General features: G+C 49.3%; 15 protein-coding genes. 7 read left to right on the top strand and 8 right to left on the bottom strand.

Going from position 1 to position 17305, the window contains the following annotated elements; genetic code table 11:
* Positions 1 to 30: 30 nt before the first annotated feature.
* From OGY01_RS07475 to OGY01_RS07465, 3 genes are read right to left on the bottom strand one after another with little or no spacing between them, the layout of a single operon-like run.
* Complete coding sequence (locus tag OGY01_RS07475) at positions 31 to 354, bottom strand: YdbL family probable chaperone protein (protein ID WP_045442844.1); 324 nt, start codon at positions 352 to 354, stop codon at positions 31 to 33.
* Between the two features lie 7 nt (positions 355 to 361).
* The gene (locus OGY01_RS07470) at positions 362 to 553 is read right to left on the bottom strand and encodes a YnbE family lipoprotein (RefSeq protein ID WP_045442846.1); all 192 of its coding nucleotides are present in this window, start codon (positions 551 to 553) and stop codon (positions 362 to 364) included.
* Positions 550 to 3189, bottom strand: coding sequence for a YdbH family protein (locus OGY01_RS07465; RefSeq protein ID WP_286492748.1), 2640 nt, complete (start codon positions 3187 to 3189; stop codon positions 550 to 552). Before OGY01_RS07465 ends, OGY01_RS07470 begins: the two co-directional genes overlap by 4 nt.
* 497 nt (positions 3190 to 3686) lie before the next feature.
* On the opposite strand from OGY01_RS07465, the gene OGY01_RS07460 reads away from it, so the two are divergent.
* Positions 3687 to 4676 (top strand): 2-hydroxyacid dehydrogenase, encoded by a 990-nt coding sequence (locus OGY01_RS07460; protein ID WP_045442849.1) that lies wholly within the window; start codon positions 3687 to 3689, stop codon positions 4674 to 4676.
* Positions 4677 to 4788: 112 nt separating this feature from the next.
* The gene (gene hslJ, locus OGY01_RS07455; RefSeq protein WP_045442852.1) at positions 4789 to 5208 is read left to right on the top strand and encodes a heat shock protein HslJ; all 420 of its coding nucleotides are present in this window, start codon (positions 4789 to 4791) and stop codon (positions 5206 to 5208) included.
* Between the two features lie 13 nt (positions 5209 to 5221).
* On the opposite strand, the gene OGY01_RS07450 is transcribed toward hslJ, so the two are convergent.
* Positions 5222 to 5488 carry a putative hemolysin gene (locus OGY01_RS07450; RefSeq protein WP_045442854.1) on the bottom strand — a complete coding sequence of 89 codons (267 nt, stop codon included), beginning with the start codon at positions 5486 to 5488 and terminating at the stop codon, positions 5222 to 5224.
* A 273-nt stretch (positions 5489 to 5761) separates the two neighbouring features.
* Here OGY01_RS07450 and nifJ point away from each other — a divergent pair, with 273 nt between their 5' ends.
* The 5 genes from nifJ (at position 5762) to ttcA (ending at position 12786) form a co-directional block, all read left to right on the top strand.
* Entirely contained in the window at positions 5762 to 9286 is a 3525-nt protein-coding gene (gene nifJ, locus OGY01_RS07445) for a pyruvate:ferredoxin (flavodoxin) oxidoreductase (protein ID WP_286492747.1), read from the top strand.
* 364 nt (positions 9287 to 9650) lie between these two features.
* Entirely contained in the window at positions 9651 to 10778 is a 1128-nt protein-coding gene (ompC, locus tag OGY01_RS07440) for a porin OmpC (protein WP_045442858.1), read from the top strand.
* A 144-nt stretch (positions 10779 to 10922) separates the two neighbouring features.
* Entirely contained in the window at positions 10923 to 11135 is a 213-nt protein-coding gene (locus OGY01_RS07435) for a KTSC domain-containing protein (protein WP_286492745.1), read from the top strand.
* A gap of 81 nt (positions 11136 to 11216) precedes the next feature.
* Positions 11217 to 11651: a universal stress protein UspF gene (gene uspF / locus OGY01_RS07430; protein ID WP_045442862.1), complete on the top strand. Its 435-nt coding sequence runs from the start codon at positions 11217 to 11219 to the stop codon at positions 11649 to 11651.
* Positions 11652 to 11850: 199 nt separating this feature from the next.
* A complete protein-coding gene (ttcA, locus tag OGY01_RS07425; RefSeq protein ID WP_045442865.1) occupies positions 11851 to 12786 on the top strand; it encodes a tRNA 2-thiocytidine(32) synthetase TtcA in 936 nt (311 codons plus the stop codon).
* Between the two features lie 87 nt (positions 12787 to 12873).
* On the opposite strand, the gene dbpA is transcribed toward ttcA, so the two are convergent.
* The 4 genes from dbpA to OGY01_RS07405 form a co-directional block, all read right to left on the bottom strand.
* Positions 12874 to 14247 carry an ATP-dependent RNA helicase DbpA gene (dbpA, locus tag OGY01_RS07420; RefSeq protein ID WP_045442869.1) on the bottom strand — a complete coding sequence of 458 codons (1374 nt, stop codon included), beginning with the start codon at positions 14245 to 14247 and terminating at the stop codon, positions 12874 to 12876.
* Between the two features lie 28 nt (positions 14248 to 14275).
* Positions 14276 to 14458, bottom strand: a complete 183-nt coding sequence (gene ynaL / locus OGY01_RS07415; protein ID WP_502873403.1) for a proline-rich small protein YnaL — start codon at positions 14456 to 14458, stop codon at positions 14276 to 14278.
* A gap of 275 nt (positions 14459 to 14733) precedes the next feature.
* Complete coding sequence (gene zntB / locus OGY01_RS07410) at positions 14734 to 15717, bottom strand: zinc transporter ZntB (RefSeq protein ID WP_045442872.1); 984 nt, start codon at positions 15715 to 15717, stop codon at positions 14734 to 14736.
* Positions 15718 to 15866: 149 nt separating this feature from the next.
* Complete coding sequence (locus OGY01_RS07405) at positions 15867 to 17033, bottom strand: methyl-accepting chemotaxis protein (protein WP_286492833.1); 1167 nt, start codon at positions 17031 to 17033, stop codon at positions 15867 to 15869.
* Between the last annotated feature and the right edge of the window lie 272 nt (positions 17034 to 17305).

Genomic DNA, 17305 nt, shown 5'->3' with positions numbered 1-17305 from the left:
TAAAACCGGATCCTCTGAACAGACGGGCGATTATTTTTTCAACCATTTACCATTAATGCCCTGCACGTATTCACCCGGTTTGGCACGAGCAACCAGTTTCTGTCCAGCCATCTTTGCCACTTCATCAACCGGGATGTTGTTACTTTCAGCAAGTTGCTGATAGCTGGCATTGCGCGCTTTATTCACTTCACTCACCAGCGTCTGGGTTTCAGCATCGGTTTTTAATGCCACGAGATAGCCGTTAAGCGTTTCGCCAACCCGCCCCTGAGTTCGGGCTTCACCCAGCGTTAATGCAAACGCGTTGGCACTCAGCAAACTCAAAATAAGAATGAATGCGTTAAGTGATCTTTTCATCTTCACCTCAGAACAAGTCACTGCGTGATTTCAGCAAACTCTCGACATCTTTATCGACTTTGATATGGATTTCATGCTCGATTTTGACGTTCATATTGATGGTGATGGGTTCTTTGGGGGCCGCCACTTCAATACGCGGAGTACACCCCGCCAGCAGAGATGACGCCAGAAGTCCCAGCATGGCAGCTATTGTTTTCATGGTTGTTCCTCACATTCCTTGCCTTCCGGGCAATGGGTTTCTGGCAGCGTTGCATTTTGCTCGAGCCATGCCTGTAAATTGTCGCCAAAACGCAAACTGCGCCATAACGTAAATACGTTTTCTTCGTGGGTGTAATTCAAATTCACCGTTCCCACTTTGCCATCCACCCGACTATTGCCAGTGACGGTTGCCTGCATCGTTAATACACCCAGGTTATCCAGATTTATTTTCGTCCAGGAATGGGTTATTTCCATATAGCGCAGCCAGTTAATCGCCGCTCCAGCCGCCATGTTGTCTTTAACGACGGCATCAGCAGTATCTTTGTCGATACGCAACGTCATTGGTCCAGGATTGGTAAGCCAGCCGTCTTTGATAATCCATTTTTCATTATTCAGCCACAGAGGCAACGCGCCGCTGACCGGTCCAGACATGGCAAACTGTTTGGGATTAACCGCGCTGATAAGTTCGCTGGAAGAGATATTTTGCACTCGGACTAAGGCCGGATCGTGCTGAGGCATACGCAATTGCTGCATGATGACTTTACCTCCTAACAACTCGGCGCTGACATTGCTGAGCAGTAAAGGATTATCTTCGCTCCAGGGATATCCTCCCTGCAGGTCGGCGGTAATATTTTTCGCTGTCACCTGATTCACGACTTCCGCAATACGTAGTGAAATCGGTCCGCGTGTGCCCAGTTGCCACGCTCCTTCACTAAAACGAAACGGCAGCACGAAATCCACACCATTGATCTGGTTATCTGGCATCCAGGCGCTACCGCCTTTTAATACCCCATGACCGCCCGCCTCAAAGCCCTGTTCCGGGGCGGCGGAGAAAGCAACCTGTGCATACAGTTCCCCTTCGCGCAGGTTCATTTTCCAGTCAGGAGGAACCAGCGGCTGGAAAACAGTGAGCGATTGTTTTGGCCACCAGGCCTGTCCACGCAGACGGACACCATCCCAGCGCCCGTTTAACTGTACAGGACCAATTGCCCCTGCATGAAGCTGCCCTTTGAACTGGAATACCGTCGGATCGGTCCCATCAACACTGAATTTCAGGGTTGATGGTGGCAGAACGCTTCCGCCCGTAAAGGTGGTTTTTCCGGCATCCAGTGACAACGCGCCGCTGAATGTTGGTTTTGCCGGGTCCCGCACCCACACAATCGGTTGATCCATGATCAGACGTGGCGTTTCCACTTTCATCGTGCCGTATTGCAGTTGGTCGAACCCGGTAGAAAGGTCAAAAAGTTTGAGGGTGTTATCGTGCCATTCACCCTTGCCCGCCACGTCCCAGCGGGCGTGCATCGGCGTAAATCCCCCTGTACCCCAGTAACGCCACTGCCAGCGGCCAGCGTCAGGGAGGAAATCATTGGCCAGACCATCAAGATGCAGTTCAAATCCCCCCATCTTGTTTTCATGGGCACGTAAAATGGCCTGCAATCGACCATCAACACCGCGCTGAGTGACCTTCACTCCCGCCAGTGGCCAGCGAATTTCGTCAATATCCAGAGAGTCAATAACGCGTCCGCGGGAACGCAGCAATGCCCCAGGTTCAAAAATCAGTTGCGGATCATTGAGGCTTCCACTGAGCCGTGCGGGTAGCACCGCATAAAAAATAAGATCGCCCTGTTTTGCTTCGCCGGTTAACTGTAATGGCATCTCGCTATTATCCATGGCGAGTTTGCCAGGGCCGATGGTCAGGACAGCGTTACCTTTACCTGCATCACCTTGTGTCAGAACATTTAATCGCCCGCTCACCACCGCGTTTTCCAGGCCAGCCTGCCAGTTTTCAACTTTCACACCCAGCCGACCGCTTAACGGAAATCCCTGATAAGGCCAGTTCCAGCGACCGTCGCTGATAGTCAGTTGCTGGCGGGTGATTTCCCACGGAAGATCGAGCAGAGGATCGGCATTGCCTCGTCCCATTACGATCAGTTGTCCACGATTTTCCTGCCATTCCAGCTCCGCATCCACCAGAGAGGGTTCCTGCGGCAGGCTGAGAGTGGCGACCACATGCCCGCTGATCGGCAGGCCGTCAGGAACCAGTGGCATCGTGAATTCACCCACCAGTTTCACCGGCGGCTGATCTTCAAATGCGGCAACATCAAGTTCATTGACCGTCAGATTTTGACCGTGGAGACGCCCCTGAAATTTGACTTTGTCACCCTGGTAGCGAAGCTGTTGGCTGGTGGGCGTCAACGACAGTGACAGCTTGCCCTGCCACTCCTGCCACGGAGAAAGGATGAGTTTGTCGATGTTAATCCAGGTATTGGGCAACATGGATTGCCACTCCGCCAGCGTTTTAGGTGCGGCGGGAGAAGGTTCCGTTTGCGGCAGTTTGGCCAGACAGGCTGAATCCAGTTCAATAGCCCCGACGTTCAGCAACCAGCGGCTGGGATGTGACAGATCCGCCTGCGTAATTTTCGCCAGCGGGCAGTCATCGACCAGATAACGGAGTTGTGGAATATGTAGCCCATGCCGGGTTAGCCGTGGGCTCTCATCCAGTGCGATGCGCGTACCGACGGGCAACCAAATGCCTGCCAGCGTCGGAACCCACAGGCCAAGCGTCATCAACAACGTCAGCGGCATGAGGATCAATAATAAGAGTAGTGCCAGAGCGGCTTTATATTTACCCTTCATGGGTAGTTAATGTCCTGATTTCGCGAAAATTTAAGCCGGTTTAGGCCAGTATTGTGGCATGTTTAGCTACATATGCCCACCTTAAGAATAGATGCTCCTTAAATATACGTAATATTTATAGAACTGGCATGAGTCAAAGAATTATTTATTAATCATATGCTTAATCATAAAAACCGCATGGCGAGTATGACCAAGTACCATCTGCGCCTGTCCCTTATTCCACTGCTCAATGTATCAATTGCTCATTGGTAAAAGTGTTGTGCTATCTATCTAACAGAAAACCAGGCAGCGGTGGACGAGCAAAGTAAACAGAGCGCAGATTGTCAGGCACTGGGAAGATAAAAATTAGTCAGTTGTTGAAATTGACTAACATGCCCACACTAACAAGAGATGCTCTGGAATTATTCACTATATCTATGACTATCAATTATTTTTTGGATTTTGTAAAATAATTTGAATTGGATTAATGTGATTTTAAAATCACTGGAGAAAGTCTTATGAAACTCGCCATCTATAGTACAAAACAGTACGACAAGAAGTACCTGCAGCAGGTTAACGAGGCTTTTGGTTTTGAACTTGAATTCTTTGACTTTCTGCTTACGGAAAAGACGGCCAAAACAGCCCATGGCTGCGAAGCCGTATGTATCTTCGTTAACGACGATGGCAGCCGCCCGGTTCTGGAAGAGTTGAAAAACCATGGTGTGAAGTACATCGCCCTGCGCTGCGCCGGATTTAACAACGTCGATCTGGATGCGGCCAAAGAGCTGGGCCTGCAGGTTGTGCGTGTGCCGGCGTATTCACCTGAAGCGGTCGCAGAACATGCGATCGGCATGATGATGACATTAAACCGCCGAATTCATCGTGCTTATCAGCGTACCCGTGATGCCAACTTTTCTCTTGAAGGGCTGACCGGCTTCACTATGTACGGCAAAACGGCTGGGGTGATCGGTACCGGTAAAATTGGTATTGCCGCACTGAGGATCCTGAAAGGCTTTGGTATGCGTCTGCTGGCCTTTGATCCGTATCCAAGTGCCGCAGCTCTGGAATTAGGCGTTGAATATGTCGATCTCAAAACACTGTTTGCGGAATCGGATGTCATTTCCCTGCACTGCCCGTTAACGCCGGAAAATTATCATCTGCTCAACCACGAAGCCTTTGAACAAATGAAGAATGGCGTGATGATTGTCAACACCAGTCGTGGTGCGCTGATCGACTCACAGGCGGCTATTGATGCCCTGAAAAACCAGAAAATTGGTTCTTTGGGTATGGATGTGTATGAAAATGAACGCGATCTCTTCTTTGAAGATAAATCTAACGATGTCATTCAGGATGATGTGTTCCGCCGCTTGTCTGCCTGCCACAACGTGCTGTTTACCGGGCATCAGGCGTTCCTGACGGCCGAAGCGTTGATCAGTATCTCTGAAACAACGTTGCAGAACCTGGCACAAATTTCCAAAGGCGAAACCTGCCCGAACGCCCTCTTCTGACCGCTTTGCTCCCCTGCTATCAGGGGAGCATTTTCAGATAACCCCTGATGATATATCCGGCGATATCATTATTATACTGATTGTATTCACATCACGAATGTAGAGAAATTCAATGAAGAAAGTTGTCACGTTGATTGCGCTCAGCATGCTTATGGCTGGCTGTGCGAGCAATGGAAAGGTTTCCGTCAATCGCGAACAGTTACAGCACCACCGTTTCGTTCTGGAAAGTGTGAATGGCAAACCGATAACCGTTGCAAAGAATCAGCCCGAATTAAGTTTTGGCGAAAACATGACGGTGTCAGGCAAAATGTGTAACCAATTTACCGGTCAGGGCAAACTGTCCGACGGCGAACTGAAGGTGAAAAACCTGGCAATGACCCGCATGATGTGCGCCGACCCACAGCTGAACGCGCTCGATGGCATTGTCAGCAAGATGTTTGAGCAAGGCGCACAGGTCGATTTGACGGCTAACCAGCTAACACTGGCGACAGCCGAACAAACTCTGACGTATAAACTGGCTGATTTAATGTAGTCAATACGGAAACTCAGTAGTTTCCACAGCTTCCTGCGGCAAGCGACTGCTCACTACAGCGTTTGCCGTTGGGTAATGCACACATCCCGATGGCTGAACCATCCAGTTGACGGGCAACAGAAAGTGAACCACCAATCATAGCGCAGTTAGCTTCTCCGGAACTGGACATTGCTGCTCTCATACCTGGTGCGACGTGTGCGGCCGTTGCCTGCTGAACGGGTTCACTGCTGCAAGCCGATAATAATAACGCGGCACACCCTACCCAAAACGCTGCGCGCATTTCACTCCCCTCTGAATATTAACCAAACGACACAGCCATAAATAATAGGCAGCAGAAACACTGACGTCGAGAGGCAAGATGCGCATTTATGCGTATCATTTACATTTCCTGCCAATTTTTTGGCTACTCCTTTGATCAAACCATTCATTCTCTTTATTCCAGGGACACAAAAGCGAAAATGTGTCCGGATGGCATTTGCTAAAATAGAAAGATAATTACAGGACTCGCAACTGTTTCGCGAGTCCCCTTTTTGCGCAATGTAAGGGTGTCAGTATGATCACAATTGACGGTAATGGTGCGGTTGCTTCGGTCGCATTTCGTACCAGCGAGGTTATCGCCATCTACCCGATTACGCCCAGTTCGACGATGGCAGAACAGGCTGATGCCTGGGCCGGGAACGGGCTTAAAAATGTCTGGGGGGATACCCCACGCGTAGTGGAAATGCAGTCTGAAGGCGGTGCTATTGCAACTGTTCACGGTGCATTGCAGACCGGTGCGCTCTCTACGTCGTTTACCTCATCGCAAGGTTTGTTGCTGATGATCCCGACGTTGTACAAACTGGCCGGTCAGCTGACGCCATTTGTGCTGCACGTTGCTGCCCGCACCATTGCCACTCATGCACTGTCTATCTTTGGCGACCACTCGGACGTAATGGCCGTTCGGCAGACGGGCTGCGCCATGCTGTGCGCCAGCAGCGTACAGGAAGCTCAGGATTTTGCGCTGATTTCGCAAATTGCTACGCTGAAAAGCCGAGTTCCTTTTATTCATTTCTTTGATGGTTTCCGCACATCGCATGAAATCAATAAGATTGTACCGCTGGCCGATGACACGATCCACGGACTGATACCGCAGGCGGAGATTGATGCCCATCGTTCCCGTGCACTTAATCCGGAACATCCGGTTATTCGCGGAACATCGGCTAACCCGGATACCTATTTCCAGTCTCGTGAAGCCACTAACCCGTGGTACAACGCGGTCTATGATCACGTCGAGCAGGCGATGAACGATTTCGCCGCCGCGACGGGCCGCCAATACCAGCCGTTTGAATACTTTGGTCATCCACAGGCAGAACGCGTCATTATTTTGATGGGCTCTGCGATTGGAACCTGCGAAGAAGTCGTGGAAGAGTTACTTACTCGCGGCGAAAAAGTCGGCGTGCTCAAAGTGCGTCTGTTCCGCCCATTCTCTGCCAGACATTTACTGCAGGCCCTCCCAGAAACGGCACGCAGTGTCGCTGTACTGGATCGCACAAAAGAGCCTGGCGCACAGGCTGAACCGTTGTATCTGGATGTCATGACAGCGCTTGCCGAAGCGTTTAACTGCGGTGAGCGGGAAACGTTGCCGCGCGTTATTGGTGGTCGCTATGGTCTTTCTTCAAAAGAGTTTGGCCCGGATTGTGTAATGGCGGTGTTTAATGAGTTGAACAACGCTAAACCGAAACCACGCTTTACGGTCGGCATCTATGATGATGTAACGAATCTGTCGCTCCCTCTGCCGGAAAACACCCTCCCCGGTACCGCTAAACTCGAAGCCCTGTTTTATGGACTGGGCAGCGACGGCAGTGTGTCTGCCACCAAAAATAACATCAAAATTATCGGCAACTCTACGCCGTGGTATGCACAGGGTTACTTCGTCTACGACTCGAAAAAAGCGGGTGGTCTGACAGTTTCCCATTTACGCGTCAGCGAGCAACCTATTCGTTCAGCCTATCTGGTTTCGCAGGCAGATTTCGTTGGCTGCCATCAACTGCAGTTTATTGATAAGTATCAAATGGCGGAGCGACTGAAGCCTGGCGGTATTTTCCTGCTCAATACGCCATACAGTGTCGATGAAGTCTGGGCGCGCCTGCCGCAGGAAGTTCAGGCAGTACTTAATCAGAAGAAAGCACGTTTTTACGTGATTAATGCGGCTAAAATCGCTCGCGAGTGTGGCCTGGCGGCGCGAATCAACACCGTCATGCAAATGGCATTCTTCCATTTGACGCAAATTTTACCTGGCGACAGCGCACTGGCGGAACTGCAGGGCGCGATCGCGAAAAGCTACAGCAGCAAAGGTCAGGACCTGGTTGAACGTAACTGGCAGGCGCTGGCGCTGGCACGTGAATCCGTCGCCGAAGTGGCGTTGCAGCCGGTAGACCCTCACAGCGCCAATCGCCCTCCGGTTGTTTCTGATGCGGCCCCTGACTTTGTTAAAACCGTGACCGCCGCTATGCTCGCCGGTCTGGGAGATGCCCTGCCCGTATCAGCACTTCCGCCGGACGGCACCTGGCCGATGGGTACCACGCGCTGGGAAAAACGCAATATCGCCGAAGAGATCCCTATCTGGAAAGAAGAACTGTGCACCCAGTGCAACCACTGTGTTGCCGCCTGTCCGCACTCGGCAATCCGTGCCAAGGTGGTTTCGCCGGAAGCGCTGGAAAATGCCCCTGCCAGTCTGCATTCACTGGATGTAAAATCACGCGATATGCGCGGTCAGAAGTATGTACTGCAAGTCGCGCCAGAAGACTGTACCGGCTGTAATCTTTGCGTTGAAGTGTGCCCGGCAAAAGATCGTCAGAATCCGGAGATCAAGGCCATCAATATGATGTCCCGCCTTGAGCATGTTGAAGAAGAAAAAGTGAACTATGACTTCTTCCTCAATCTTCCTGAGATTGACCGCAGCAAGCTGGAACGTATCGATATTCGTACTTCTCAGTTGATTACCCCACTGTTTGAATATTCCGGAGCCTGTTCTGGCTGCGGTGAAACACCGTATATTAAATTGCTTACGCAGCTGTACGGCGATCGCATGCTGATCGCTAACGCGACCGGCTGTTCATCGATTTATGGCGGTAACCTGCCCTCAACGCCATATACCACCGATGCCAATGGTCGGGGACCGGCGTGGGCTAACTCACTGTTTGAAGATAATGCCGAATTTGGTCTGGGTTTCCGTTTAACGGTGGATCAGCATCGTGTGCGTGTAATGCGTTTACTGGAGCAGTTTGCTGATAAAATCCCGGCGGAGCTGAATGAGGCCCTGCACGCTGAAGCAACACCTGAGGTTCGTCGTGAACAGGTTGCAGCTTTGCGCCAGCATCTACAAGGTGTTGACGGTGCACAGCAATTGTTAACCGACGCCGACGCACTGGTTGAGAAATCAATCTGGCTGATTGGTGGTGATGGCTGGGCTTATGACATTGGCTTTGGCGGCCTGGATCACGTCTTAAGCCTGACCGAAAACGTTAATATCCTGGTGCTGGATACCCAGTGCTACTCCAATACGGGTGGGCAAGCGTCAAAAGCTACGCCTCTTGGTGCCGTCACCAAATTTGGCGAACATGGTAAGCGTAAAGCCCGTAAAGATCTCGGCGTAAGTATGATGATGTACGGTCATGTTTATGTCGCACAGATCTCTTTAGGCGCGCAGTTGAATCAAACGGTGAAAGCTATTCAGGAAGCTGAATCATACCCTGGCCCGTCGCTGATTATTGCGTATAGTCCTTGTGAAGAGCACGGTTACGATCTTGCGCTGAGCCACGATCAAATGCGTCAGCTCACAGCGACCGGATTCTGGCCACTGTACCGCTTTGATCCGCGTCGTGCTGATGAAGGGAAACTGCCGCTGGCTCTTGACTCTCGTCCTCCGTCAGACGCACTGGCTGAGACGCTGATGAATGAGCAGCGTTTCCGTCGTCTTAACGCTCAGCAGCCTGAAGTTGCTGAACAACTGTGGAAGGATGCTACGGCTGATTTGCAAAAACGCTATGACTTCCTCGCGCAACTGGCAGGAAAAGCAGAAAAGAGCAGTACCGATTAAAACGTTTAGGTAAGTAGTAGCCTGAAGTCAAAAAAAAGCCCGAACAGTTGTTCGGGCTTGTCAATTTATTCGCTGGCTAATCAATATTTCTACTAATTCCCCAACGAAAAATAAAACGTGACAATAAAGGCATATAACCTGCGCAGAATATCCCAACAAAATTGACTTGTATAATTTTAATTTTATATATTTAACTTCAATACATTCACGATAATTATCATCATTTCTGTAGTATTATTTGCTTAAGGTTTTACTTAAGGCGTAACAATTCATATTTATCTCTTTACGGAACTTCTCCTTTAGCATGCTTTTACTCCCTATATGGGTAGTCACAGGTAAATAAAAAAACTAAAGGATTATTTCAATGAACAGAAAAGTATTGGCTCTCGTAATTCCTGCCCTGTTAGCTGCTGGCGCAGCTCACGCTGCTGAAGTTTATAATAAAGACGGCAATAAATTAGATCTCTACGGTAAAGTAGATGGTCTGCACTATTTCTCTGATGACGCTAACAATGATGGCGATCAGACTTATATGCGTCTGGGTTTCAAAGGTGAAACTCAGATCAACGACCAACTGGTTGGTTTCGGTCAGTGGGAATATCAGGTTAACGCTAACACGACTGAAAGCGACCATGGCAACAGCTTCACTCGTCTGGCATTTGCTGGTCTGAAATTTGGCGACTACGGTTCATTCGACTACGGTCGTAACTACGGCGTACTGTACGACGTAGAAGGCTGGACCGATATGCTGCCAGAATTCGGTGGTGACTCTTACACCAAAGCTGATAACTTCATGACCGGTCGTGCGAATGGCGTTGCAACCTACCGCAACACTGATTTCTTCGGTCTGGTAAACGGCTTGAACTTTGCACTGCAGTACCAGGGCGCTAACGAAAACCAGTCCCCGGAGCAGGAAGGTACGGGTAATGGCGGCGACCGTAACATGAAGAACTCCAACGGTGACGGCTTCGGTATCTCCTCAACCTACGATCTGGGTATGGGCGTAAGCTTCGGTGCGGCATACACCTCTTCTGACCGCACGAATGACCAGGTCAACCACTCTACTGCTGGCGGCGATAAAGCTGACGCATGGACTGCTGGTCTGAAATATGATGCCAACAACATCTACCTGGCAACCATGTACTCTGAAACCCGTAACATGACTCCGTACGGCGACAGTAACGGTGACGCTAGCAACACCATCGCTAATAAAACTCAGAACTTTGAAGTCACTGCACAGTACCAGTTCGACTTTGGTCTGCGTCCGGCAGTTTCTTTCCTGATGTCTAAAGGTCAGGATCTGAACGCAACTGACGGTGACAAAGATCTGGTTAAATACGCTGACATTGGCGCGACTTACTACTTCAATAAAAATATGTCCACCTACGTTGATTATAAAATCAACCTGCTGGACGAAGATGACAGCTTCTATGCAAACAACGGTATCACCACTGATGACGTTGTAGCACTGGGTCTGGTTTATCAGTTCTAAGTTTGTCAGCCCGCTGGAAACAGCGGGCCATTCTTTTTATGGTAATTCTGTTTTATCTGGATCAAAACATTATATCTGTTGCGTTAAAACGTTTCTTTGATAGATGATATATTGCATTAAGTGCTGTCGTAGAGGATGCCCGCAATGAATCATCACCCCGTCAAATCATCTCGTATTGCATCCGTCGGTTATGACGAATCCTCCTTCACGCTTGAAATTAGGTTTCACCAGATGGGTACGCTGCAATATCAGCATGTCCCAGTCCGTGTTTTTCGCGATTTCCTGACAGTAGTGTCTAAAGGCCGGTTTTACGATGGAGTAATAAAAGGAAAATTTCCTGAAATCAAAATAAAGTGATGCCAAAATGTGACCTCTGTCATTGTACATAAAGTGCCATTACGCGGTAAGCTTTAGATGGATACTTAAACAGGAGGTTTTATGAACAGAACGATTCTTGTACCCATCGATATTTCAGACTCAGAATTAACTCAACGCGTTATTGCCCATGTTGAAGCTGAGGCAAAAATTGACGATGCGCAGGTTCATTTTTTGACCGTCATTCCGTCATTGCCCTATTATGCTTCTCTGGGACTGGCCTACTCGGCAGAGTTACCGGCCATGGACGATCTGAAAGCCGAAGCAAAATCTCAACTGGAAGAGATTATCAAGAAGTTCAATATACCGACTGACAGAGTACAGGTGCATGTTGCTGAAGGTGCACCAAAAGACAAAATTCTGGAGATAGCAAAAAAATTACCGGCAGATATGGTGATTATTGCCTCTCACCGCCCGGACATCACCACTTACCTGCTGGGTTCTAACGCCGCTGCCGTAGTACGTCATGCGGAGTGTTCCGTTCTGGTTGTTCGCTAAGCTGTTTGGCCCGCACATCGCTGCGGGCTTTTCATTTCTCACCCTTTTACCCCACGATTCCTGACCTAAATGTGCTGACATTTTTCCCGCTTATCCGTACCATACACGCCACAGTTTTTATATCAGACTTCTTTTTGCCGGACTATCCGGCGTGATGCATACGCTTCTGATGCCACACTATGAATTGAGCCTCTACTAAATGTCGCAAAATCAAGATTTTAGCAAGAAAGAACAATACAACCTGAACAAATTACAAAAGCGTCTGCGCCGTAACGTGGGCGAAGCTATTGCCGACTTCAATATGATAGAAGATGGCGATCGTATTATGGTTTGCCTTTCCGGTGGGAAAGACAGCTACACCATGCTGGAAATTCTGCGTAACTTACAGCAGAGCGCACCAATCAGTTTTTCTCTGGTTGCTGTTAACCTTGACCAGAAACAGCCTGGATTCCCGGAGCATGTTTTGCCGGAGTATCTGGAACAGCTTGGCGTTGAATATAAAATCGTCGAAGAGAATACCTACGGTATCGTCAAAGATAAAATTCCTGAAGGTAAAACCACCTGTTCTCTTTGCTCCCGCCTGCGTCGCGGTATCCTGTACCGCACTGCAACAGAATTAGGCGCCACGAAAATTGCGTTGGGGCACCATCGCGATGATATTCTGCAAACGCTGTTTTTGAATATGTTTTATGGCGGGAAAATGAAAGGCATGCCGCCGAAACTGATGAGCGATGATGGTAAGCACATCGTGATCCGCCCGTTAGCCTACTGCCGAGAAAAAGACATCGAGCGTTTCGCCGAAGCCAAGGGCTACCCGATTATTCCGTGTAACCTTTGCGGTTCACAGCCTAACCTGCAGCGCCAGGTGATCGCCGATATGCTGCGCGACTGGGACAAACGTTACCCTGGGCGTATTGAAACCATGTTTAGCGCGATGCAAAACGTTGTGCCTTCACACCTTAGCGATATCAATCTTTTCGATTTCAAAGGCATTAAACATGGTTCAGAAGTCGTGGACGGTGGCGACCTGGCTTTTGATCGTGAAGATATCCCGCTGCAACCCGCCGGCTGGCAGCCAGAAGAAGATGACAATCAGCTGGATGAGTTACGACTGAACGTTGTGGAAGTGAAGTAATTTACGACTCGTTATATCAGGCCTACAAAGCGCATGAGCGTCTGTAGGCCTTCAGGCTGTGCGCCTTCAGGCGCTCCGGCACGACATTTATTTCAGTAGACGAACCCGGCAAGTTTTGCCTTTGATTTTACCGCCTTGCAATTGCTTCCATGCTTTATGCGCTACAGCCTGGCGAACGGCGACATAAACATGCGCCGGATGAACGGCAATCTTGCCTATATCAGCGCCATCCAGACCGATATCACCGGTCAGTGCCCCTAAAACATCTCCTGGACGCATTTTTGCCTTTTTACCACCGTCAATACACAGCGTTGCCATTTCGGCTTCAAGCGGCACGATTGCGCTATTGCCGGGTGCAGGCAGCCAGTTCAGCTTCAGCTGTAACATTTCGGAAAGAATATTGGCACGTTGAGCCTCTTCCGGCGCACAGAAACTGATAGCCAGCCCGCTGTTACCGGCACGCGCCGTACGTCCGATACGGTGTACATGGACTTCCGGATCCCATGCCAGTTCGAAGTTAACTACCAGCTCAAGTGATTTAATATCGAGGCCTCGCGCAGCAACATCGGTTGCAACCAGTACGCGAGCGCTTCCGTTCGCAAAACGAACCAGAGTTTGATCACGATCGCGCTGTTCAAGATCGCCATGTAACGACAGCGCACTTTGTCCTGCCGCGTTCAGCGCATCGCAAACTGACTGACAATCTTTTTTGGTATTGCAAAAAACAACGCATGATGCCGGCTGATGCTGACTAAGCAATTTTTGCAGTAACGCAATTTTGCCGTGCGCAGAAGTTTCAAAAAATTGCTGTTCGATGGCGGGTAACGCATCAACTGTATCAATCTCGATCGTTAACGGATTTTGCTGCACCCTACCACTGATAGCGGCAATCGCTTCCGGCCAGGTTGCTGAAAACAACAGCGTCTGACGTGAAGGTGGTGCAAAGCGGATCACATCATCGATCGCGTCGCTAAAGCCCATATCCAGCATACGATCGGCTTCATCCATGACCAGCGTATTCAGGGCATCCAGAGAGACTGTTCCCTTTTGCAGGTGGTCAAGTAAACGGCCTGGCGTAGCGACAATGATGTGCGGCGCATGTTGAAGTGAATCGCGCTGCGCACCAAAGGGTTGTCCACCGCACAAGGTTAAGATCTTGGTATTGGGCAGAAAACGCGCTAAACGACGAAGCTCACCAGCCACCTGGTCAGCGAGTTCCCGCGTCGGGCACAAGACCAGTGATTGCGTCTGGAAAAGAGAGGCATCAATATGCTGTAAAAGCCCAAGACCAAACGCGGCCGTTTTGCCACTGCCGGTTTTTGCCTGCACGCGAACATCTTTTCCGGCCAGGATCGCCGGCAGCGCAGCGGCCTGAACAGGCGTCATTTCAAGATAACCCAGCTCATTGAGATTCTCGAGTTGGGCGGCAGGCAAAACATTCAGGGTAGAAAAAGCGGTCACAATTTTATCTCGCGGTAAAAACTCACATTCAGCAGGCGCGTATCCTCGCAGATCTCCGCCTGTGATGCGACAATTTAATCGGTTCTTGATCCGGTGGTGGGTCCGGCATCGGTTGCGGACGGGGTATCGGATCGGGTACAGGGACCGGATCGGTAGGTAACGACTCGGCGTTTAGGACTTGTAGCTGCAGTAATGCAATCAGGCAGGTCATATTATCCTCCAGTCAATCAGGCTGACTCTTTTAGGGTAGACGCTGATTTCCTGCAGGCAAAAAAAAGCCGACTAATCTAAGTCGGCGTCGTACGAATCAATTGTGCTATGCAGTAATTCAAAAAAGGAAGTAAGACAATATGGAGCGCAACGCCCATCGCTTGACGTTGCATTCACCTGCGAGAGAGATATTGCCCCGAATAGGTAGATGGTTTATTGACTTCGCTCAAAAGAATGGGCGTTTTCATCTGCGAAAGGCTCTAAAAAACGTTGTTGTTACAACCATTTACTACGATGCAACCATAAAGTAACACCACCAATCAGGACAACTAACAGAATACAAAACAACGAGAAGCCAAATTGCCAGCCTCCACCAGGAATGCCTCCGAGGTTAACGCCGAATAATCCGGTTAAAAATGTGCTGGGCAGAAAGACCATTGCCATCAATGACATGGTATAGGTTCTGCGAGCCAGCGATTCCTGCATAACCTGCGCAATTTCATCCGCCATAATGCCGGTTCGGGCGATACAAGCGTCTATCTCATCCAGACCTCTTCCCAGTCTGTCGGAAATATCCTGCATCCGGCGGCGCTGGTCGTCGGTCATCCACGGTAAACGGTCACTCGCTAAACGCGAGTAAACATCGCGTTGAGGAGCCATGTAGCGACGCATGACAATCAGTTGCTTACGCAGTAATGCCAGAAAGCCTCGTGGCGGGATTTGCTGATCAAGCAAATTGTCTTCCAGGTCGATGATTTTATCATGCAGTTGCTCGATAAATTCGCTGGCATGATCGGTCAAGGCATCGCACACATCGACCAACCAGCCTCCGCAATCATTCGGTCCCGTCCCTTCCTCCAGCTCGCTGACCACATCATCCAGCGCCAAAACTTTACGCTGGCGTGTAGAAACAATCAGACGCTCATCCATATACACACGCATCGCGACAAGCTGGTCTGGACGTTCATCGGTGCTGCCATTAATACAGCGCAACGTGATCAACGTGCCTTCGCCCATTCGGCTTACGCGCGGGCGCATGCTTTCTCCTGCCAGCGCATCACGCACATTGTTAGGAAGTAACGGCGTTGTCGCCAGCCATTGCGCGCTATCCGGATGGGTATAATTAAGATGCAACCAACAGGGATGCTGACTGTCGATAACATCGTTATCATCAAGCGGTTTCACCCCACCTTGGCCATCCAGCAGCCAGGCAAATACGGCATCCGGCACATTAACTTCAGATCCCCTAATGGCTTCCACAGCACCTCCACATACACTCAGCTTTTTCGTTAGTCTAGCCTTCAGAATATGTTAAGCAATATCTCATTGTCCCATTGTGCTGAAATGATTCAGAAAAATGTTCAGATAAAGTAAAAAGCGCCGACGATGTCAGCACTTTTACAGCAGGATTAGAATGAATGACCATATCTATCCCGTCGACTTATTCCTGTTACAACAGAACTGCTTCGGGATTGTGTGAGTGGATCAGCCACTGAGATAGTACTCAAGCGAAATTTATGTGTTCGGGACTGGAGGTCATTCACCTGACTTTTCAGAATACCTGATGAGTCAGATAATTCATCGACCATGATGGCATTGCTTTGGGTCACATTTTCCAGTTCAGCCAGGGCCTGGGTTATCTTCGTGATCCCTTTTTCCTGCTCCTGCGTTGTCGTCAGTATTTCACCCATCAACTGGTTTAATTGGCCGGCACCATCGACAATGTCCTGCATATTTTTTTCTGCTTCGCGCACAACAGCTGCGCCCTGCTGAACATTGTAATGTGTCTCATCAATTAGCCGTTTAATATTTTTTGCCGCCTCTGCGCTACGATGTGCAAGTATTCTCACTTCACCTGCAACCACGGAAAATCCTTTACCATGCTCACCTGCCCTTGCTGCCTCCACTGCGGCATTCAGTGCCAGGATGTTCGTCTGAAATGCAATGCCATCTATCAGCGTAATAATTTCCGTCATCTGTTCCGCACATTCAGTAATAGAGCGCATATTTGACGCTACCTGCACCATTAATTCGCCGCCCTGACGCGCGGATTGCGTCGCGATATTAGCCTGAGCGCTGGCCATCTGCGTGTTATCCGCATTATTTCGTGTGCTGACTGCGATTTCATCCATGTTTGCGGTTGTTTGCATTAATGCCCCTGATTGCTGTTCCGTTTTAACTGACAGCTCAGCACTGCGCTCGGCGAGTTGTTCTGAGAGCGTCATCGCAGTTCTTGAGGACGTTCTTATCTCACTGACTAAGGATGAAATATTGTTCGACAAGCTATTAATACCGGGAATGAGCCGACCCGCACAGTTATTTCCGAATTCTGGAATGCTGATTGCCAGATTCCCAGATGTAACCTCTTCGATACTCCTTTTTACGGTATTGATCGGCACCACCAGGTATTTTGTCATGTACCACCACAGACATAATATAGAAATGGCATTTACAACATTAGCGTAAATAATTACATCCAGTCCGGCAGATAATATGAATTCAACGACATTGACGATAACAAGAGTGAACACCAGAAATAAAATAATAAACGTCCTGACACTGATGTTATTTAACATATGATCCTGCTTATCAAGGAATAATGCGGGTATTATTTTTATAGCATCTGCGATGTAGATTGCCATTACTCCATAACGAAACCTGAACATTCAATTAGAGCATGCCGCCTTTTCACTTAAGTCACAGTATTACGCCATCAGTTTATGCTAGCTTGGTATTTTATCCTGATAACGATGAAAATCTGGCGGGCTGTCGATGTTTTGTAATGCCAGCCGGGTTAAGCCCTCCCTTCTAAACCTATAAATTTAATTAATGCTTATATAAGTAAACT

It is taken from the genome of Citrobacter sp. Cm038, assembly GCF_030333105.1.
Classification (GTDB): Bacteria; Pseudomonadota; Gammaproteobacteria; order Enterobacterales; family Enterobacteriaceae; genus Citrobacter; species Citrobacter murliniae.
Note: the sequence above shows the minus strand (reverse complement) of the source record. Positions and strands in the feature narration are given on the sequence as shown.

Coding starts and splice junctions, on each gene's coding strand:
- OGY01_RS07475 (WP_045442844.1), bottom strand. CDS start 354: ATGAAAAGATCACTTAACGCATTCATTCTTATTTTGAGTTTGCTGAGT.
- nifJ (WP_286492747.1), top strand. CDS start 5,762: ATGATCACAATTGACGGTAATGGTGCGGTTGCTTCGGTCGCATTTCGT.
- uspF (WP_045442862.1), top strand. CDS start 11,217: ATGAACAGAACGATTCTTGTACCCATCGATATTTCAGACTCAGAATTA.
- OGY01_RS07450 (WP_045442854.1), bottom strand. CDS start 5,488: ATGCGCGCAGCGTTTTGGGTAGGGTGTGCCGCGTTATTATTATCGGCT.
- ompC (WP_045442858.1), top strand. CDS start 9,651: ATGAACAGAAAAGTATTGGCTCTCGTAATTCCTGCCCTGTTAGCTGCT.
- OGY01_RS07470 (WP_045442846.1), bottom strand. CDS start 553: ATGAAAACAATAGCTGCCATGCTGGGACTTCTGGCGTCATCTCTGCTG.
- ynaL (WP_502873403.1), bottom strand. CDS start 14,458: ATGACCTGCCTGATTGCATTACTGCAGCTACAAGTCCTAAACGCCGAG.
- OGY01_RS07405 (WP_286492833.1), bottom strand. CDS start 17,033: ATGTTAAATAACATCAGTGTCAGGACGTTTATTATTTTATTTCTGGTG.
- OGY01_RS07465 (WP_286492748.1), bottom strand. CDS start 3,189: ATGAAGGGTAAATATAAAGCCGCTCTGGCACTACTCTTATTATTGATC.
- hslJ (WP_045442852.1), top strand. CDS start 4,789: ATGAAGAAAGTTGTCACGTTGATTGCGCTCAGCATGCTTATGGCTGGC.
- OGY01_RS07460 (WP_045442849.1), top strand. CDS start 3,687: ATGAAACTCGCCATCTATAGTACAAAACAGTACGACAAGAAGTACCTG.
- ttcA (WP_045442865.1), top strand. CDS start 11,851: ATGTCGCAAAATCAAGATTTTAGCAAGAAAGAACAATACAACCTGAAC.
- OGY01_RS07435 (WP_286492745.1), top strand. CDS start 10,923: ATGAATCATCACCCCGTCAAATCATCTCGTATTGCATCCGTCGGTTAT.